17 protein-coding genes and 1 riboswitch are annotated in these 19,407 nt (G+C 67.9%); of the genes, 6 read left to right on the top strand and 11 right to left on the bottom strand.

Features of this window, described 5'->3' with window-relative positions; all coding sequences use genetic code 11:
• Positions 1-82 precede the first annotated feature (82 nt).
• Positions 83-2,149, top strand: a complete 2,067-nt coding sequence (locus IEX88_RS16015) for a PAS domain-containing protein (protein ID WP_188852522.1) — start codon at positions 83-85, stop codon at positions 2,147-2,149.
• Positions 2,150-2,154: 5 nt separating this feature from the next.
• Here the strand turns inward: IEX88_RS16015 and IEX88_RS16010 are convergent, their stop codons facing one another.
• The 3 genes from IEX88_RS16010 to IEX88_RS16000 form a co-directional block, all read right to left on the bottom strand.
• A complete protein-coding gene (locus IEX88_RS16010; RefSeq protein WP_188852520.1) occupies positions 2,155-3,132 on the bottom strand; it encodes a WD40 repeat domain-containing protein in 978 nt (325 codons plus the stop codon).
• Positions 3,132-4,262 (bottom strand): CobW family GTP-binding protein, encoded by a 1,131-nt coding sequence (locus IEX88_RS16005; RefSeq protein WP_188852518.1) that lies wholly within the window; start codon positions 4,260-4,262, stop codon positions 3,132-3,134. Before IEX88_RS16005 ends, IEX88_RS16010 begins: the two co-directional genes overlap by 1 nt.
• A 97-nt stretch (positions 4,263-4,359) precedes the next feature.
• Positions 4,360-5,148, bottom strand: a complete 789-nt coding sequence (locus IEX88_RS16000) for a creatininase family protein (RefSeq protein ID WP_188852516.1) — start codon at positions 5,146-5,148, stop codon at positions 4,360-4,362.
• Between the two features lie 167 nt (positions 5,149-5,315).
• Here IEX88_RS16000 and IEX88_RS15995 point away from each other — a divergent pair, with 167 nt between their 5' ends.
• The 4 genes from IEX88_RS15995 to IEX88_RS15980 all read left to right on the top strand — a co-directional run bounded on the left by IEX88_RS15995 (position 5,316) and on the right by IEX88_RS15980 (position 8,548).
• Positions 5,316-5,744: a MarR family winged helix-turn-helix transcriptional regulator gene (locus IEX88_RS15995; RefSeq protein WP_244640243.1), complete on the top strand. Its 429-nt coding sequence runs from the start codon at positions 5,316-5,318 to the stop codon at positions 5,742-5,744.
• A gap of 113 nt (positions 5,745-5,857) precedes the next feature.
• Positions 5,858-6,907, top strand: a complete 1,050-nt coding sequence (locus tag IEX88_RS15990) for a LacI family DNA-binding transcriptional regulator (protein WP_188852514.1) — start codon at positions 5,858-5,860, stop codon at positions 6,905-6,907.
• Positions 6,904-7,878 carry a 2-hydroxyacid dehydrogenase gene (locus IEX88_RS15985; protein WP_188852512.1) on the top strand — a complete coding sequence of 325 codons (975 nt, stop codon included), beginning with the start codon at positions 6,904-6,906 and terminating at the stop codon, positions 7,876-7,878. Before IEX88_RS15990 ends, IEX88_RS15985 begins: the two co-directional genes overlap by 4 nt.
• A 217-nt stretch (positions 7,879-8,095) precedes the next feature.
• Positions 8,096-8,548 carry a hypothetical protein gene (locus IEX88_RS15980; protein WP_188852510.1) on the top strand — a complete coding sequence of 151 codons (453 nt, stop codon included), beginning with the start codon at positions 8,096-8,098 and terminating at the stop codon, positions 8,546-8,548.
• A 64-nt stretch (positions 8,549-8,612) separates the two neighbouring features.
• Here IEX88_RS15980 and IEX88_RS15975 read toward each other — a convergent pair whose 3' ends face one another.
• The 8 genes from IEX88_RS15975 to betC form a co-directional block, all read right to left on the bottom strand.
• Positions 8,613-9,287, bottom strand: a complete 675-nt coding sequence (locus IEX88_RS15975) for a GNAT family N-acetyltransferase (protein ID WP_188852508.1) — start codon at positions 9,285-9,287, stop codon at positions 8,613-8,615.
• Positions 9,284-10,153, bottom strand: a complete 870-nt coding sequence (locus IEX88_RS15970) for an alpha/beta hydrolase (protein ID WP_188852506.1) — start codon at positions 10,151-10,153, stop codon at positions 9,284-9,286. Before IEX88_RS15970 ends, IEX88_RS15975 begins: the two co-directional genes overlap by 4 nt.
• A 103-nt stretch (positions 10,154-10,256) precedes the next feature.
• Positions 10,257-10,898 carry a 2-dehydro-3-deoxy-phosphogluconate aldolase gene (locus tag IEX88_RS15965; protein WP_188852503.1) on the bottom strand — a complete coding sequence of 214 codons (642 nt, stop codon included), beginning with the start codon at positions 10,896-10,898 and terminating at the stop codon, positions 10,257-10,259.
• Between the two features lie 109 nt (positions 10,899-11,007).
• A complete protein-coding gene (locus tag IEX88_RS15960) occupies positions 11,008-12,450 on the bottom strand; it encodes an alpha,alpha-trehalose-phosphate synthase (UDP-forming) (protein WP_188852501.1) in 1,443 nt (480 codons plus the stop codon).
• Positions 12,451-12,478: 28 nt separating this feature from the next.
• Complete coding sequence (gene otsB, locus IEX88_RS15955; RefSeq protein ID WP_188852499.1) at positions 12,479-13,207, bottom strand: trehalose-phosphatase; 729 nt, start codon at positions 13,205-13,207, stop codon at positions 12,479-12,481.
• An 81-nt stretch (positions 13,208-13,288) separates the two neighbouring features.
• The gene (locus tag IEX88_RS15950) at positions 13,289-13,906 is read right to left on the bottom strand and encodes an N-acetylmuramidase domain-containing protein (protein ID WP_188852498.1); all 618 of its coding nucleotides are present in this window, start codon (positions 13,904-13,906) and stop codon (positions 13,289-13,291) included.
• 99 nt (positions 13,907-14,005) lie between these two features.
• On the bottom strand, positions 14,006-15,286 hold the full coding sequence (locus IEX88_RS15945) for a D-amino acid dehydrogenase (RefSeq protein WP_188852496.1): 1,281 nt from the start codon (positions 15,284-15,286) through the stop codon (positions 14,006-14,008).
• 149 nt (positions 15,287-15,435) lie between these two features.
• A riboswitch (glycine riboswitch) is annotated at positions 15,436-15,526 on the bottom strand.
• Between the two features lie 65 nt (positions 15,527-15,591).
• Positions 15,592-17,106 (bottom strand): choline-sulfatase, encoded by a 1,515-nt coding sequence (betC, locus tag IEX88_RS15940; RefSeq protein WP_188852494.1) that lies wholly within the window; start codon positions 17,104-17,106, stop codon positions 15,592-15,594.
• A gap of 419 nt (positions 17,107-17,525) precedes the next feature.
• On the opposite strand from betC, the gene IEX88_RS15935 reads away from it, so the two are divergent.
• A complete protein-coding gene (locus IEX88_RS15935) occupies positions 17,526-19,157 on the top strand; it encodes an acyl-CoA synthetase (protein WP_188852492.1) in 1,632 nt (543 codons plus the stop codon).
• Positions 19,158-19,407 lie beyond the last annotated feature (250 nt).

Raw genomic sequence — 19,407 nt, 5'->3', positions numbered from 1 at the left:
GATGGGCATGCCGATCGGGCACGGATGATTCGCGGCGAGCGGGGGCCCGGAGCCCCCACCGCAGTGTGGACGGGTGCGCCGCATGGCTCCGATGCAAGAGGTCGAATTGTCGTCGCTGCAGGTCGAGAATGCCGATCTGCGCCGGCGACTGGCCGATGCACAGGCCATGATGGCCCGGTTCCAGATCGATGGCAGCGTCGACGACGCCCTGGCCCTGCCGACACGCTCCTTCTTCCTCGGCGGCCATGCGAGCGGGCAGGCCCGGCAACGCGATGCGGAGATGGCCCGGCAGAGCCGGCAAGCCGCCTTCGACGTGTCGGCGCTCGCCTGCACCTGGGACTGGGACGTCAAGCGCGGCCGGATCTATGCCGATCCCCGCTTCGCCCACCTGTTCAGGATCGAGCCCGCGGCCGCCATCTCCGGATTTTCGATCGCCGACTACGCCAGCGGCGTCCACCCCGAGGACCGCCCGGCGACGATGGTTCGGATTGACGAGGCCGTCGTCACCGGCGGGCTCTTCGCTGCCGAGTTCCGCACCGTCGATGTCGACGGACGCGTGCGCCATGTCCGGGCTGAGGGACGCTGCCTCCGCGATGAGCGCGGGCGTCCCGACCGCTTCCCCGGCGTTCTCGTCGACGTGACCCTGGAACGCGCCCGGCTGACGCAGCAGGCCGCGCTGCTGCAGATCAGCGACGATGTCCTGACCGGCACGGAGGATCTGGACCATGCGGCCCACATGGCCGAAATCCTCGGCAGGACCCTCGGCCTCTGCCGGGCGGGCTATGTCAGGGTGAGCCCGGATGGCCTCCTGGCATCGGTGATCGCCCAGTGGACGAGCACCGGCGTCGCGCCGCTCGCCGAACACCTGGCGCGCCAGAGATATGGCGAGCAGCTGGTGGTGGCCACGGCGTCGGGACGGGTCGTGATCGACGACATCGCCACCCATGCCCTGACGCGCGACAACCTGGAGCCGTGGACGCAGGACGGCATCCGCTCCTTCGCCATCATGCCGGCGCTCGATCCGAGCCTCCAGAGAGCCACCCTGTTCCTGCATGACTCCCGGCCGCGGGCCTGGAGCGCGGAGGAACTCGCCTTCGTCGACGAGGCGCTGCAGCGATCCTGGCGCTTCGCCGAGCGACAGCGGGTGCAACAAGCGCGGCTGAACGCCGAAACACGGCTGCGACTGGCCCAGGAGGCAGCCAATATCGGCACCTTCGACCACGATCTGGCGACCCGGACCCTGCTCTGGGATCGGCGCTGCCGAACCGCCTTCGGCGTCCTCGACGAGCAGTCGGTCAGTTTCCGCCGTACTTTTCTGCCGACGCTGCATCCGGAGGACCGGTCCGCGGCGCTGGGAGCGATCGCGCGGGCCCTCGACCTGTCCGGCACCGGCACCTACGACGCGGTCTTCCGCACCATCGGGCGCGACGATGGCCTGCTGCGCTGGGTCCACGCCAATGGGCAGGTCATCGTCCAGAACGGCGTGGCCGTCCGTTTCGTCGGCGCCGTCCGCGACATCAGCCGCGAGCAGGAGGACGAGGAGCGGCAAAAATTCCTGGCGCGGGAACTGCAGCACCGCGTGAAAAACACGCTGGCCATGGTCAACGCCCTCGCCAACCAGACCCTGCGGCGCGCCCCCAGCGCCCAAGCGGGCCTAGCCATTTTCACCGATCGCCTGATCGCTCTCAGCCGCGCCAACGAACTCCTGGTCCAGACGTCCTGGCACGATGCCGACATCATCAACATCGTCTGCGATTCGCTGCGGGCCCTGCAGCCGGAAGAGGGGGGCCGGGTCACCTGGACCGGGCCGCCTGTCCGGCTGTCGGCCAAGCAGAGCCTGGCGCTCGGCCTTGCCCTGCACGAACTCTCGACCAATGCCGTCAAATACGGCGCGCTCAGCAATGACGAGGGACGGATTTCCATCGGCTGGACCGTCACCACGGGCCCCGAAGGATCGCATCTCTGGCTGGAATGGCGCGAGAGCGACGGCCCGCGGGTGACCGCGCCCCGGGCCTTTGGCTTCGGTTCGCGGCTGATCGAAAAGACCCTGGCGCTGGAATTCGGCGGCAAGGTCTCGCTCAGCTATCACGAGACCGGCGTGGTCTGCGTCGTGGAGGCGCCGCTGCGCCCGCAGGCCGTGCCGGCTTGACCGCTTCAGGCGGCGATGTCGATCACGCCCGCCTCGCCGCTCTCCGACCCGAAAGCCAAGCGCGCGCCCTTGCCGTCCCAGCCCATAGTCCGCACGGGGCTCAAGCCAGCGCGCCGCAACACCGCCTCGCGGCTGTCGGAGAGGCGCACGGCCAGGATCATGCCGTCCTGATAGCCGATCGCCAGCATTTCCTCGACCGGATGGCAGGCGACGGCGGTGACCATCGAATCGCCGCGCGTGCCGAGTTCCAGCGGTGCCTTGCCCATCGGCCCGTCCTTGCCGGAGAAGGGCCAGAGGATCGCCGCGGGCGCGCCGGAGGTGGCGAGATACTTGCCCTTCACCGACCAGGACCAGCTCTTCACCTTGGCGGGATAGCCGGTCATCTTCATGTGCTTGCCGTCCTCGACCCGCCAGCCGTGCAGGGCATTCTCCTGCATGCGGGTGACGAGGAAGCGACCGTCCGGGGAGAAGGCGATGCCGATATGCGCGCCCTTCCATTCCAGCGTCGCCGGCGCGCTCTCGGTCGCGGCGAAATAGAGCGACGCGCCGTCGTAGCGGGCCGTCGCCAGCCGCATGCCTTTCGGCGCGAAGGCGATGTCCTCGACCGAGCGGGTGTGGAGAAAATCCTTCACCCGGCCATCGGCAAAGCGCACGCTGGCCGCGCGCCCGACGGCAAAACCGACGCTGTCGTTCGGTCCGCCGGCCACCGCGTCGATCCACTTGCGCTCGATGCGCACGAGTTCGCTCTGGCTGCCGTCGGCCTTGATCGCCAGAACGCGCCCATCCTCGCCGCCGGACAGGAGCCGGCGCGCGAAGGGGTCGTAGCGGGCGGTGGTCAGTCCGCCCTCGTGGGCGGTGACGACCCGCTCGCCGCCGGCGGGAAACCGGACAGTCCCGTCGACGAGCGCGAAGACCGGTTCGTCTCCCAGAAACAATGCCGTCTCGACGAAAGCCTCGAAATCATACGGGGCAATCGAGGGCATCAGGCATGGGCTTTCTGCTTGGCGCGAACGGCGCAGGCGTCGAACTCGGCCGAGAGCGCCTCGCGGTCGAGGTCGCGGCCGATGAAGACCAGCCGGCTCTCGCGCTTTTCGTTCTCGCGCCAGGGACGCTGGTGGTCGCCCTCGATGATCATGTGCACGCCCTGCACGACATAGCGGTCGGGATCGCCGTCGAAGGCGATGATGCCCTTCAGCCGGAGGATGTTCGGCCCCTGTTCCTGGGTCAGCGCCTGGATCCAGGGGAAGAACTTCTTCTGGTCGAGCTCGCCGCCGCGCAGCGACACCGAGGTCACGGTGATGTCGTGGATCGCCGAGGCATGGCCATGGTCATGCCCATGATGATCGTGTCCGGCATGATCGTGGCCGTGATCGTGATGATCATGGGCGTGGTGGTCATGGTGCTCGTGGTCGCAATCGGGACCGCAGGCATGCTGGTCGTGGCTCTGCTCGGCCGCCTCGATGAATTCCGGATCGGCATCGAGGACGCGGGCGAGATCGAAGGCGCCCTGGTCGAGCACGCGCGCGAGGTCGATGTCGGCGCGCACGGTCCTGTGGATGATCGCGTGCGGGTTGATGGCGCGCACCGTCGCCTCGATCTTCGCCAGTTCTTCCGGCGAGACGAGATCGGTCTTGTTGAGGAGGACGACGTCGGCGAAGGCGATCTGGTCCTCGGCCTCGCGGCTGTCCTTCAAGCGCAGCGGCAGGTGCTTGGCATCGACCAGCGCGACGACGGCGTCGAGCCGCGTCTTGGCGCGCACGTCCTCGTCCATGAAGAAGGTCTGCGCCACCGGCACGGGATCGGCGAGGCCCGTCGTCTCGACGATGATGCCGTCGAAGCGACCCTTGCGCTTGGTCAGGCTTTCCACGACGCGGACAAGGTCGCCGCGCACCGTGCAGCAGACGCAGCCATTGTTCATCTCGTAGATCTCCTCGTCGGATTCGACGATGAGGTCGTTGTCGATGCCGATCTCGCCGAACTCGTTGACGATGACGGCGTAGCGCTTGCCGTGGTCGCCGGAGAGGATTCGGTTCAACAGCGTCGTCTTGCCGGCACCGAGATAGCCGGTGAGGACGGTGACGGGAATCTGATCGGTCGATGCGGTGTCGGACATCTCTGCCTCCTTGATGATCGGCCGGATATAGGCCCGGTCGAGCGAGATTGCACGGGGTTCGCCCGGGAAAGCCGAGGACGTTACGGTGCGTCCCCTTTTACGCCAGCCGGCGGAGGTCGAAGCGCGCGACATCTACCAGCAACTCGGCAAAGCCCTTTGCCTGGTGCTCGGCGATGGTGCGGCCCATCTCAGCCGTGGCGAGCCGCGTGTCGCCGACGACGCCGGCCGGGTTGAGATCCCCCGCCATCCAGCCGAAGCCGAGGCGGCCGTGGGCGCGCAGTTTTGTCGCGCTCTGTTCCAGCTCGGACTGCAGCGAGGGGAAGTCGGCCAGCGCCTCGCCGCGCACGAGGTCCGGGCGGAAATGCAGCATCAGCGCGGTCTCCACCGCCCCGCCGTGGATGCCATGCGCCAGCTCCGCCTCGGGCAAAAGCCCCGACGGCGTGCCGAAACGCATCCAGTTGCAGGTCGCGACCAGAAGCCCGTGCGACCGCCGCAGTTCGAGCGCCGCGGTCTCCATCGCCGGCGTGTTGCCACCGTGCGAACTGACGATGACCAGGCGCTGGAATCCCGCCGCGGCGAGCCCTTCGCCGACGGCGATCAGGCCTTCGACGGTTTGCCGCCAGCCCTGGTCGATCGTGCCGGCAAAGCCGCCATGCTCGGCCGAGGCGCCGACGCGCATCACCGGCAGGAAGGTCGCAACGAGATCGTCCGGCAGCAAAGGCAGCACCGTCTCGACCATGTGGTCGGCGATCAGCGCATCGGTGCCGAGCGGCAGATGCGGTCCGTGCTGCTCGATCGCGGCGATCGGTACCACGGCGATCGCCCCGGCGAGGTCCGTCCGCGCGGCCAGGTCCGTCGATGTCATCTCTTCGTAGCGGCGGCGCATCGGCATCCTGTCATGTCGGCGTGTCAGGGTGTCCCGTCTCTATAGCGGCACCGGCCGCAACGGAAGGCGGATGGCCCGCTTCGGTGGACTTTCACCGACCCATCCGCCATCTTCACGGCGCAAGGGTCGGGGTGGTGATGCAGGTCAAGAAGAAGAAGCGATCGACGATGACGCAGCTTGTCCTGTCCGCCCGGGCCAGCCGCACGGCGCTGTCGGCGCGGCTGTCGGCGATCGATCTCTATCCGGGCCAGGACGCGGTGCTCCTGGCGCTCGGCGCCGAGGACGGCCTGTCGCTGCGCGACCTCGCCGACCGCCTGTCGGTCCGCCCGCCGACCGTCACCAAGACCGTGGCGCGGCTGACGGCGCAGGACCTGGTCGAAAAACGCGCTTCGTCGAGCGACGCCCGCCAGAGCCATGCCTTCCTCACCGAAAAGGGCCTGGCCCTGGTCGCGGAAGTTCGCGGCGCGCAGAAGACCGTCGAGCGCAATGCGCTGCGCGGCCTGTCGGAGAAGGAGCGCAAGACGCTGCGCAAGCTGCTGCAGCGGATCGAGCGCAATCTCGGCCTCTCCGCCGATGCCGACGACGGCGACGAGTGAGCCAGGATTTGACGACCGATTGCCGCGCTGCTTCGCAATGCGGGCTTTCCGTCCGCTCCGGTCTTTGCCATAGCTCAGTCATGACGAACACGACGAAACCGGATCGGGCATAGGTGGCGCAGAAGGTCAAACTGTCGACGATCGCCGATGCGCTGGGCCTGTCCACCGCGACGGTCTCGCTCGCGCTGCGCGACAGTCCGCTGGTCGCCGAGGTGACGCGCGAGCGCATCAAGGAGGAGGCGCGCGCCTCCGGCTACATCTACAACCGCCGGGCTGCCAGCCTGCGCACCTCCAAGTCCGGGATCGTCGGCGTCTGCGTGCACGACATCATGAATCCCTTCTTCGGCGAAATCCTGCAGTCGATCGAGAACGAACTCGACCGGCACCGCCAGACCTTCATCCTGTGCAACCACTACGACGAGCTGTCCAAGCAGCGCGCCTTCGTCGACACCATGCTGCAGCTGGGCGCCGACGGGCTGATCATGTCGCCCTCGATCGGCACGCCGGCCGCCGACATCCGGCTCGCCGAGGACAACGACCTGCCCTGCGTCCTGATCGCGCGGACGGTCGAGGGCGCGGGCGTCACCAGCTTTCGCGGCGACGACAGCTACGGCATGAGCCTGGCGGTGGAACACCTGATCGCCCGCGGCCACCGGCGCATCGCGATGATCGGCGGCACCGAGCTGACCTCGACCGGCCGCGACCGCGAAAAGGGCTATCTGAATGCCCTCGCCGGCGCCGGGATCGAATTCCGGCCGGAATGGCGGGTGACGGGACCGCGCAGCCGCCATTCCGGATTCGACGCCACGCCGCAGTTTCTGGCCATCCCCGACCGTCCGACCGCGGCCTGCTGCTTCTCCGACCTCGTCGCTCTCGGCTTCATGTACGGTCTGTCGCGTGCGGGTCTCAGGCCCGGCATCGACATCGCCGTCACCGGCTATGACGACATCGACGAGGCCGCGATCGCCATGCCGCCGCTGACGACCGTCGCCAACGGCCAGAGCGAGGTCGGTCGTCGCGCCGCCGCCGCCCTCCTCGCCCGCCTCCAAGGCGCCCCGGCCGTCGACCGCGTCGAGCTCATCACGCCGGAGCTGAAGATCCGGCAGTCCTGCGATTTTCTCTGGCCCACGGGCCGGCAACCCAGTGCAATGGAGCCTGCATGACCGATCCCAAGACCGTCCCCGTCTTCATTCCCGGCCGGATGAACCCGGACACGCTGAAAACCCTGCAGGAGAGGTTCGACGTCCGCCAGGGCCCGCCGATCGACCAGATGAGCGAGAGCGAGAGGGCGGAGATCCGAGCCGTCGCTTTGATGGGCGTGTTCACGGCCGAGATGATGAAGCAACTGCCGAACCTCGAGATCATCGCGCATTTCGGCGTCGGCTATGACGGCGTCGACGCCGGCTATGCCGCGGCCAACGGCATCATGGTCACGAACACGCCGGACGTCCTCACCGACGAGGTCGCCGACACCACGATCGGCCTCCTGCTCAACACGGTGCGCGAGCTGTCGCGGGCCGAGGTCTATCTGCGCGCCGGCCAGTGGGAGAAGAACGGCAACTATCCGCTGACGCCGACCACCCTGCGCGGCCGCAGCGTCGGCATCATGGGCCTCGGCCGCATCGGCCTCGCCATCGCCCGGCGGCTGGAAGGGTTCGGCGTGTCGATCGCCTATCACAACCGCTCGGCACGCGACGACGTCGCCTATGCCTATCATCCGACCCTCGCCGCGCTCGCTGCCGCGGTGGATACGCTGATCATCGCCGCACCGGGCGGCGGCGGCACGGACAAGGCGGTGGATGCGGCGGTTCTCCAGGCCCTCGGGCCGGACGGCGTCCTCATCAATATCGGCCGCGGCACGGTCGTCGACGAGGAGGCGCTGATCAAGGCGCTGCAGGACGGCACGATCCGCGCCGCCGGCCTCGACGTCTTCGCCCGCGAGCCGCATGTGCCGCAGGCCCTGATCGACCTCGACAATGCCGTCCTCCTGCCGCACGTCGCCTCGGCGTCGGTCCACACACGCAAGCAGATGGGCGATCTCGTCATCCGCAACCTCGAGGCCTGGTTCGGCGGACGGCCTGCCGAGACCCCCGTGCCGGAGGCCGTCAAAGCGGGGATCAAGCAGCGCGGCTGACCGCGGCCCGATTTTCGTCCCGGCAAAGCAATTTGCTGGGAAGCCGCCTGGACTGGGGCGTAGGATGCGAAAAGCCTTCGGGCGCACAGGCGGCGTGGCGTTTTGCCGGTGCGCCGTCCGCCGCGTCGTGAAGGATGCGTTCATTCGGCAAGCTTCGCTTAACCCTTTATTCATATCGTTGGAGCGAGAGTACACTTTATCCCGCAAGGAGCCCCCCATGAGATTTGCCACGATTGCGATGGCCGTCGGCTTGGTCGGTGCCTTCCTGGCATCCAGTCTTCAGGGCACGGCCAAGCTCGCCACCGATGACCTCGCCACGACGGCGCAGCTCGTCGACGGGACGATCACGACCGGGGCCATCGCGCCCCGGGGTCCGGCCAATGGCCCCGGCGCCATGCGCCTCATCGACCTGCGCACGGGCGCGACCTGCAAGGTCAGCAAGCCCGACCCCGCCGCCCGGATTTTCCGTCCCGTCCCCTTCGGACCCGACTGCGTCCGTTCGCCCGGCCTGTCGCGGGTGTCGCTCTGGCGCTCGACCGAAGACGGGGCGCTGATCATGGCCGACAGCGGCGGCGGCACCGTGATCGAGTTCGCGCCCGGCGATGGCGTTCTCTACGAGAGCATCTATCCCGAGAACCAGTTGATCACGATCGTTCCCGCCAAGAGCTGAGCGTGCGGCGTCGGTAGCGCCTCACCAGCGAAGCCGGCGCGCGTTCAGGCGGCCTGGACCCGCCTTACGGGCGAAAGTCGGACAGCGGCCGGACCTGCCGTCCCGCCGCGTCGAAGTTCGCCGGGTCGAGCCACTGGGCGAAGGCATGGCGCAGGGCCGGCCACTCGCCGTCGGTGATCGACAGCCAGGCGGTATCGCGGTTGCGACCCTTGACGATCATGTGCTGGCGAAACAGCCCCTCTTCGACGAAGCCGAGGCGCGTCGCGGCGCGCTTCGACGGCTCGTTGCCGTTGTCGCACTTCCACTCGAAGCGGCGATAGCCGAGCGTGTCGAAGACATAGGCCATGAACAGCGCGAAGGCCTCGGTCGCCGCCACCGTCCGCTGCAGGGAAGGCGCCAGACAGATGTGGCCGATCTCGGTGACGCCCATCGCCGTGTCGGTGCGCATCAGCGCCGCCACGCCCTCGGCCCGGCCGCTGGCCGTGGGCACCAGGGCATAGAAACAATTGTCGCCGCCGATATAGGTCCGCCGCGCGAAATCCTTGAATTCGGCGCGGGTGGAAAAGGGCCCGTAGGGCAGCCAGTGGTACAGGCTGCCCTCCACGTCCGCGGAAAACGCGTCATACAGTTCGTCGAAGCGGCGTTCGTCGACGATGCGCTCGAGGGAGACGTGCCTGCCGGTGGCCGCCAAAGAGTCCGGACGCGGACGCGGCGACCAGGATGCGAGATCGGCGGTCATGAATGCTCCTTGATGAAGGCGAGGACGGCGGGACGGATCGTCCGGTCGCCGAGCGGCAGCGCCGTGGCGAGCCCGCTCACGGCGCCAATGTGATCCACGCCCGGCAGGATGTCGACGGTCGCCGAGCCGCCGGCGGCGCGAACCTTTTCGGCGAGCGAACGGCTGTTGGCCGGCCTGACGGTCGTGTCGGCCGCACCGGCGACGAGGAGCATCGGCGGCGCCGTGGCCGTGACGAAATTCACCGGCTGGCTGGCGGACCGCAGGCGCGGTGGAAACACCCGCTTGTAGCGCTCGTCGGTGAGGGGCAGGAAATCATAGGGTCCGGCAAGCCCAATGAGGCCCGAAAGCTTCTGCCCCGTCCCGCCGGCATCGGCCAGATAGGGCGAATCGAGCGACAGCAGCGCGGCGATCTGGGCCCCGGCGGAATGCCCCATCAGGAACAGCGGGTGCACCCCCGGGACGAGGCCGTGGCGACCTTCGCGCGCGGCGGTCGCCACCGCGGCGACGGCCCGGGCGCCATCCTCGACGAAGCCGGGAAATTGAACTTCGGGATAGACGCGGTAATCGGGAATGGCGACGATGACGCCCGCGCTCGCCAGCGACTGGCCGACAAAGGGATAAATGCCCTTCGACCCGGAATCCCAGCCGCCGCCATAGAAGAAGACGACGACCGGCGTCGTCGCATCGGCGCCGTCCGGGACGTAGAGATCGTAGGTCCCGCGCTCGCCCGGCCCATAGCGGAGATCCTCCGTCACGCGGTAGCCGGCTTTGCTCGTCACCGCGTTCAAAAGGGCCGGTCCCGAGCAGGCGGATAGAACCGCCAGAAGCATGAGGCAACCGGTGAGTGCGAGCCAGCGAAACGGCATGAGGGACCTGCGACGACGAGAGCGGGAGCCGTCTAAGCTGGGCGAAAGCCGTTTCAGATCAAGGCGTCGGCACCACTCCCGCCATCACCATGGCGTGCTCGGCTCAGGCCGCCGTGAGGGCGGCCGCCTCGGCGGCCAGCCGGGTGATCTCGTCGAAATTGCCGGCAGCGACCACGTCCTTCGGTGCGACCCAGGAACCGCCGACGCAGACGACGTTCGGCAGCGCCAGATAGTCGCGCACGTTCTTCATCGAGATGCCGCCGGTGGGGCAGAAGCGGACCTGTTGGAACACCGGGGCCAGCGCCTTCAGGAAGGCGATCCCACCGGACTGTTCGGCCGGGAAGAATTTCAGGATCTCGTAGCCTTCCTCCAGCATCGCCATCAGTTCGCTCGGCGTCGCCGCACCCGGCAGGAGCGGCACCGAGGAATTCCTGGCGGCATCGAGAAGCTCGATCGTGGTGCCGGGCGACACGATGAACTTCGCGCCGGCCTCGCAGGCGGCGTCGAACTGGCGGGGGCCGAGCACCGTTCCGGCGCCGCAGATCGATTCCGGCACCTCCTGCGCCACGGCGCGAATCGCGTCCATCGCCGCCGGGGTGCGCAGCGTGATCTCGATCGCCTTCAGCCCGCCCTTGGCGAGCGCCCGCGCGAGGTCGACGGCCTCGCGCGCGCTGTCGACGGCGACCACCGGCATCACCGGTTGCGCGCTGAGCACCGCCATCAGCGCCTGCTTGTTCTGTGCCATGTCGGAGGGCTCCGCTGTTGGTTCGCTGTCTGGATCTGGGGCGCCGCGCCAGGCGCCGCCACCGCTTCTATCGCATCTGTCGCGGGATCAAAATCGACCCGCCGAAATTCTAAGCCGGCGCAGAAAAGGCGTCTGACGCTGCGTCGGCCGGCAATCGCGCCTCGGGTTCGGCCGATTCCAATGCCGTCAGGAAACTCTCGCACCAGTGCGCGGCGGTGCCGTGAAAGACCTTTTCCCGCATCGCCTGATGCCGCTCCTGACGCTCTGCCAGCGGCATGGTCAGCGCCCGCTGCAGCGCCCGGGCCACTTCGTCGGTGGCGTAGGGATTGACGATCAGGGCATCCATCAGCTCGGCCCGCGCGCCGGCAAAGCGCGACAGGATGAGGACTCCCGGATCGGTCGGATCTTGAGCCGCGACGAACTCCTTGGCCACGAGATTCATGCCGTCGCGCAGCGGCGTGACCATGCAGACCCGCGCCGCCCGGTAGATTCCTGCCAGCGCACGCCGCGTGAAGCCGGTGGTCATGATCTGGATCGGCGTCCAGTCGAGCGTGGCGAATCGGCCGTTGAGACGGCCGGCCAGGCCCTCGAGTTCGGCACGCAGGTCGATATAGGCGTCGAGCTCGGAGCGCGACAGCGGCGCGATCTGCAGAAAGTTTACGCCGCCGCGGTTGTCCGGGAAATCCTCGAGCAGGCGCTCGAAGCCGAGCAGCCGTTCGACGAGTCCCTTGGAGTAATCGAGGCGGTCGACGCCGACGATCTGCAGCCGGCCCCGCGCCAGATCGCGCAGCATCTCCTCGTGCTCCCCCGCTTCCGGCGAGACGGCAAAGCGCGCGAAGCCCTCGGCATCGATGCCGATCGGAAACACGGAGGCCTGGACGATCCGCCCGCCGACCTCGATCCGGTCGCCCGGCAGCTTGTGGCCGCCCAGCTCGTGAATGCAGAAATTGACGAAGTTGCGCCGATCCTGCCGGGTCTGGAAGCCGATGAGGTCGTAGGCCAGCATCGAGTGGACGAGATCGTGTGCTCCCGGCAGAGCCATGAAGATCTCGGGCGACGCAAAGGGAATGTGCAGGAAGAAGCCGAGCCGACCCTTGTAGCCGCACCGGCGCAGGTCCGAGCCGAGATAGAAGAAGTGGTAGTCGTGCACCCAGACGAGATCGTCGTCGGTGACGAGCGGCGCCAGCCGCGCGGCAAAGCGCTGGTTCACCGAGCGGTAGACCCGATCCGACTGGCGGTCGAACTGCACGAGGTCGAGCCGATAGTGCAACAGCGGCCAGAGCGAGCGGTTGGCATAGCCGTGGTAGAAGCCCTCGAGCTCCTCCTCGGTCATATCGATCGTCGTCATCGCCGTGCCGCCGAAGACCTCGGTCTTTTCCTCGCTGAACGTTCCCTCTTCCGAAGTCTCGCCGCTCCAGCCGAACCACAGCCCGCCGCGGCGCTTCAGCGCATCGGCGAGACCAACGGCGAGACCGCCGGCCTTGCCCTCGTCGGTGAGCGGACCGACGCGGTTGGAGACCACGACGAGACGACCTTTTTGATGATGGGTCATGACGAACCTCCCTTGGCAGCCGGCCCCCTCATCGGGCCCGGACACCGAGCCAGCGATGGAGTGCCGTAACATCCTCCAGGCGAAATTCCGCCGCACTTTGCGCCTTGCCGATCTTGACCGACACGCCTCCGGCCTCGCGGACATAGGCGAGCGCGAACTCGTCCGTCACGTCGTCGCCGACATAGACGGGGATCCGGCCGGCAAAGACCTTCTCCTGCATGAGGTCGGCGACGGCTCTCCCCTTGTCCATCCCGGCCGGGTGGACTTCCACGATCCCCTCGCCCTGCATCAGCACCAGATCGCTTCGATCGGCGATGGCGCTTTGCATCATCTCCAAGGCCGGGGCGGAAAGTTTGGGGGCGGTCCGGTAGTGGATGACGAGGGCCGTTCCCTTGTCCTCCAGCGACAGGCCCGGCATGGCGGCCAGCGGCGCCGCGAGCGCCGCACGAACCGTGTCCAGCGCCTCGGGGCCTGCGAGCATCAGCGTCTCGCCGCCGGCCACCACGCGCCGCTCCAGCCCGTGGACGCCGGCAGCCGCGAAAGTGAGGGGGGCGAGGAAGAGATCCAGGTCGACGATGCGCCGGCCACTGACGATGGCCAGTGCCCCGCTATGGCTGCGCTGCAAGGCCGCCAGCCGCTCGAGCGCGGCGGGCGCGATCGCTACCTGGCGGGGATCGTCGTCGAACTCGACCAGCGTTCCGTCGAAGTCGAGAAAGACGGCGTGCGCGTCGGCACGAAGGGCGGGGGGCATGGTCATGGTGCGGCTGTAGATAGCACGATCGCCGGATTCCGCCACCCTTTGGACACGATCGGTCGCCGCCGAGGCCGCGATCCGCCCTCAATCCGGCCGCGCCAGCCGCCGCCCCGCCGCGGCATAGGCGGCCCTGATCTTGCGGTCGTAGCCATCGCGCCCGAAGGCCGGACCGTTGTATCCGCGGGCAAAGGCGGCAAAGCCGCCGCGCGGCAGCAGGACATCGAGCCGGTTCTGTCGCAGGAAGGTCGCCATGATGGCGAACTGGCCCTCGGCCGAGCGCCGGGCCTCCTCTGCCATGGCCTCGGGCGAGGCATAGCCGAGTCGTTGCCAGTGCGCCCCCATGACCTGGCCGAGCCCCCAGGAGGTCGCCGCGAAGGCTGCCGCCGGATCGATCGCCGCGGCCCGGTCGAGGAGGCGCCAGCGCGCCGCCTGGGCCAGCGGATTTTTCACCCCGCCGACCTTCGGATCGGCGAGACCCGCCGTCCGCGCCCGCGCGCGCCGGGCCGGATCGAGCAGGCGGTCGAAATGGTGGCCCTCGAAGCGGATCAGCGGCTCGCGCCGTCCCTCGAATTCGGCATAGGCGACGCCGTTCGTCTCGACGATCGCGACCGCCAGCAGCACCTCCGCCGGCAGGCCCGTAAGACTGGCCACAAGCCGCGCCGCCGCCGCCACCTCCGCTTTCACATTCGTGCGCTCCGCCATGTCCGCTCTCCCTCGCCTCGACAGCGATTGTCGCAGACATGACGAAGCCGGGGATTTCTCCCCGGCCTCGTCATTCTTTAGACTCCCGGAGCGGTCGCCTCAGGCGCTGTGAGCGAGTTCCCGCGCCACGGCGGCGGGCTTGCTCGCCGCCTGCGAAGGCTGGCGCATCGCCGTATCGAGCGTAGCGGACACCGTCTCGGCCGTGATGGCGCAGAGCGTCCAGCCGAGATGGCCATGACCGGTGTTGTAGAAGACGCCGGGCTTCGAGCCCGCGCCGACGCGCGGCAGCATGTCGGGCATCATCGGCCGAAGGCCGGCCCAGGGCACGACCGAGGCGGTGGAGACGCCGGGAAAGCGCTTGCGCACCCAGGCCGTCATCGGATCGATGCGGGCCATGCGGATGTCGCGGTTTTCGCCGGTGAACTCGGCGGTCCCGGCAACGCGCAGCCGGTTGGCGCCGAAGCGGCTGGTGACGAGCTTGGCCTTGTCGTCGAGAATGCTGACCCAGGGCGCCGCGTCCTGGCTTGCGGCGTCGTTTAGGTTCACGGTCACGGAATAGCCCTTGACCGGATAGATGTTCACCCGGTCGCCCAGCATGGCGGCGAAGCGGCGGCTCTGAGTGCCGGCGCAGACGACGATGGCATCGGCGTGCACGGTTTCCGTCGCCGGCCCCTGGCCGAGCACGATGTCGACGCCGTCGCCGGTGTGGCGCAGCTTCGAGACCTCGGCGTGATAGCGAAACTTCACGCCCTTGCGCAGGCAGGCGGCAGCCAGCCCCTGCGTATACTTGTGGATGTCGCCGGTGAAATCGCTTTCGGTGAAGAAGCCGCCGTGGAATTTGCCCTTGATCGCCGGCTCCAGCGCCTCGATCTCCTCCGGGGTCACCGCGCGGCGGTCGACGCCGCCTTCGGCCAGCATTTTGTTGACCGAAAGGCCATGCTCGAACTCGGCCGGCGTCTCGTAGACGTGCAGGATGCCGCGCTTTTCCAGATCGAAGTCGATGCCCTCGTCGTCGGCCATCTTGATCAGATGGGCGCGGGCGGCGACGGCCATGCGGACCGTCTTCACGGTGTTGTCGTGATAGTTGCGCGCGGCGGCGACGAATTCCGCCATCCAGGACATCTTGTGCCAGGACGGGGCGGGATGGACGAGCAGCGGCGCGTCCTTCTTCAGCATCCACTTCAGACCCTTCAGGAAGGTCGAGGGATGGTTCCAGACCTCGGCATTGCTGGCCGACAGCTGGCCGCCATTGGCGAACGAGGTCTCCATGCCGGCATGCCCCTGACGATCGAAGACCGTCACGTCGTAGCCAAGGGCGTTGAGCTTGTAGGCTGTGGTGACGCCGGTAATGCCGGCGCCGATAACGGCGATAGAGGTCACAATCGATCCTTCCGACCAAGGGGTATTATCCCCCCAGCCTGTCGTTGTGCCCCTCCGTTCATGGCCTGAAAGTTTCACGCGGCGCGGATGATTCCGGCCAGCGCTTGCTCCTTCGGCGGACGGGTACGCCCGTCACTCTCCGGATATGTATTAGCCGCGCGGTCCCTGGTACCTGAGAGTTTCCGGGGCGGTTGCTCCTTCGGCGCCGGCTCGGGGCCGGTCTCTCCCGCTGCGGCAGGAGCCTATGGGATACGCTCCGCCCGACTTTTGTGCAAGTGCGAAAAGCCGGCAGCGTTAGCGATGCCCTACTCTCCCCGGGGAAACCGCTTGGCCTCTTCGAGAACGTTGAGGTCCATGTGGTTGCGCATGTAGCGCTCGGAGGCGCGCTGCAGCGGCTGGTAGTCCCAGGGATAATAGGCGCCGTTGCGCAGCGCCTCGTAGGTGACGTGACGCTGCGCCTGGCTCTCGCGCACCTCGCGGTCGAATCGCGCCATGTCCCAGCGCCGGGCGACCAGCGCCTGGAAGCGCGCCACTTCGTCCGCATAGGCCGGGTCGGGGGCGAGATTGTTGAGTTCCAGCGGATCCGCGGCGAGATCGAAAAGCTGCGGCGGATCGAGTTCGCAGTGGTTGAACTTGAACTCGCCTTCGCGCAGCGAGACCATCGGCGCCTGGCTGCCCTCGGCGGCATATTCGACCGGCACCGCGTCGCGCCGTTCGCCCCGGGCGAGGGTGTCGATCAACGAAACGCCGTCGGTCCAAGGCTCGATCTCGCCGAGGTCGATCCCGGCGATGTCGCCGAGCGTCGCCACCACGTCGAGGGTGGAGACCGGCGTTTCGACGCGGCGCGGCGCCAGGCCCGGAGCCGCCAGCATCAGCGGCACCCGCGCCGAACCCTCGAAAAAATTCATCTTGAACCAGAGGCCGCGCTCGCCCAGCATGTCGCCATGGTCGGACAGGAAGACCACGACGGTGTTCTCCGCCATGCGGCAGCGATCGAGGATGCCGAGCAGCTCGCCGATCTTGTCGTCGACATAGGAGATGTTGGCGAAATAGCCGCGGCGGGCCCGGGCGATCTCGTTCGGCGTGATCGCATAGGCCTCGTCTTGGCAGGCGTTCATCAGCCGCTGCGAATGCGGGTCCTGGTCGGCATAGGCGATCTTGCCGACCTCCGGCTGCAGCGCCGGACAGTCCTCGTAGAGATCCCAGTACTGCCGCCGCGCGACGTAGGGATCGTGCGGATGGGTGAAGGAGACGGTCAGGCAGAACGGCCGCTTCTCGTGCCCGCGCGACAGATCGTAGAGTTTTTGCCCGGCGAGATGGGCGACCTCGTCGTCATATTCGTACTGGTTGGTGATCTCGGCGACGCCCGCCCCGGAGACGGAGCCGAGATTGTGATACCACCAGTCGATGCGCTCGCCCGGCTTGCGATAGTCCGGCGTCCAGCCGAAATCGGCGGGATAGACGTCGGTGGTCAGGCGCTCTTCGAGGCCGTGCAGCTGGTCCGGCCCGACGAAATGCATCTTCCCCGACAGCGCGGTGTAGTAGCCGGCGCGCCGGAGATGATGGGCATAGGTCGGGATCGACGAGGCGAACTCCGCGGCATTGTCATAGACGCGGGTGCGCGACGGCAATTGCCCCGCCATGAACGCGGCCCGCGCCGGCGCGCAGAGCGGGCTCGGCGTATAGGCATTGGCAAAGCGCACCGAGCGCGCCGCCAGCGCCTTCAGATTCGGCGCATGCAGAAAGTCCGCGGGACCATCGGGAAAGAACGTGCCGTTCAGCTGGTCGACCATCAGGATCAGGAAGTTCGGACGATTCATGGATGTCCCGGGAATTGGAGAAGAGGCAGGGATGGACCGGCCGGACCGCCGGGCGGGCTGACGGCAGGGCGAAGCCCTTGGCGGACTTCCCCTGAAGCGGCGAGCATGAAGCCTAATCGCATTTCCCCGGCCCGCCCGTCCAGTCGCGGCGGCCGAGGCCGCAATGGGAATAGAGCGCGGCGCCCCATGCAAGTGCCGCAGCCGGCCTCTCGACCCCAGCGAGGCCAGCCCGAAAGCCGCCGCCGATTTTGCCAGGTGGGCTTTCGTCACCCGCCGCCAACGCCACGCTCCTGCCGGCCCCGCCGGCTCCCTTTCCGCGAGCGGGTGCCCCTTTTGCCTCCGCTCGGCGGAGGAGGCCGCGTGACGGGAGGTCGGCGATTTCCTATCACTATCCCCGGAACGAGTCTGGGAGGACCGACATGGGCATTTACGACGAAAACCTCGACCGCAACGCTGCCAATCATCAGCCGCTGACACCCCTCACCTACCTGTCGCGGGCCGCCCACACCTTTCCCGACACGGTCGCGATCATCCATGGCCGCCTGCGCCGGACCTATCGCGACTTCTACGCCCGCTCGAAGCGACTGGCTTCGGCGCTGGAGCGGCGCGGCATAAGGAGCGGCGAAACGGTGGCGGTCATGCTGTCGAACACGCCGGCCATGCTGGAAGCCCATCACGGGGTGCCGATGGCTGCGGCCGTGCTGCTCTCGATCAACACAAGGCTCGACGCGGCCACCATCGCCTTCCAGCTCGACCATTCCGAGGCAAAACTCGTCATCGTCGACCGGGAGTTTTCCGCCGTGATGGGCGCGGCGCTGGCCCTGGCGAAAGCCCGGCCGGTGATCGTCGACTATGACGATCCGGATTTCCCCGAGGACGCGCCGGTCGCCAAGGGCGCCGCCATCGGCACGATCGAGTACGAGGCGCTGCTGGCGGAAGGCGATCCGGACCATGACTGGCCCCTGCCCGCCGACGAGTGGGACGCGATCTCGCTGAACTACACGTCGGGGACCACCGGCAACCCGAAGGGCGTCGTCTACCACCATCGCGGCGCGGCGCTGATGGGCTACGCCAATGTCGTCGCGGCCGGCCTCGGCCAGCGGCCGGTCTATCTCTGGACGCTGCCGATGTTCCACTGCAACGGCTGGTGCTTTCCCTGGACGCTGGCCGTTCAGGCCGGCACGCATGTCTGCCTCCGATGGGTGCGGGCCAAGGCGATGTACGACGCCATCGCCGATCACGGCGTCACCCATCTTTGCGGCGCGCCGATCGTCATGTCGCTGCTGATCAACGCCGCGGAGGCGGACAAGCGTCCCTTCGACCAGACGGTGACCTTCAACACCGCCGCCGCCCCGCCGCCGCAGTCGGTGCTCGCCGGCATGAAGCGGGCGGGCTTTGCCGTGACACATCTCTACGGCCTGACCGAGACCTACGGCCCCGCCGTCGTCAACGAATGGCAGCCGGTCTGGGACAGCCTGCCCGACGCTGAACAGGCGGCGCTGAAGGCGCGGCAGGGCGTGCGCTACACCGCCCTCGAGGACCTCACGGTGATGAATCCGGAGACGATGACGCGGGTGCCCGCCGACGGCGAGACCATCGGCGAGGTCATGTTCCGCGGCAACATCGTCATGCGCGGCTATCTGAAGAATCCGGCGGCGAGCGCCGAGGCCTTTCGCGGCGGCTGGTTCCACTCGGGCGACCTCGGCGTCCTGCACGAGGACGGCTATATCGAGCTGAAGGACCGCGCCAAGGACATCATCATCTCCGGCGGCGAGAACATCTCTTCGATCGAAGTCGAGAACGCGCTCTACCAGCATCCCGCCGTGCAGACCGCCGCCGTGGTGGCGCGGCCCCACGAGACATGGGGCGAGACGCCCGTCGCCTTCGTCGAACTGAAGCCCGGCCACGACGCCAGCGCCGAAGATCTGATGGCGCATTGCCGCAGCCATCTCGCGCGCTTCAAATGCCCAACCGCCATCGTCTTCGCCGACGTGCCGAAGACCTCGACCGGCAAGATCCAGAAATACGTGCTGCGCCAGATGGCGCTCTGAGCGCGCCCCGTCCCAAGGGAGCGGGCACGGCTGCCGATGGCAGCGCGCTTCCAAAGGAGCTGGCAAGGCTGCCGATGGCAGCGCGCTTCCAAAGGAGCTGGCAAGGCTGCCGACGGCAGCGGCGACACGGCCGCGGGCGGCCCCGGCGAAGGTCAAGCGTCGCGGTTCCGCTCGCCCGCGCATCGCGTGTTTGAACGGCATCATCCCCGGTGTCTTTCGACACCGGGGATGCTTCTTAGCAAGCCTTCGC

The sequence above is a fragment of the Aureimonas glaciei genome (assembly GCF_014643375.1).
GTDB lineage: Bacteria > Pseudomonadota > Alphaproteobacteria > Rhizobiales > Rhizobiaceae > Plantimonas > Plantimonas glaciei.
This window is presented reverse-complemented; position numbering and strand designations above follow the sequence as displayed.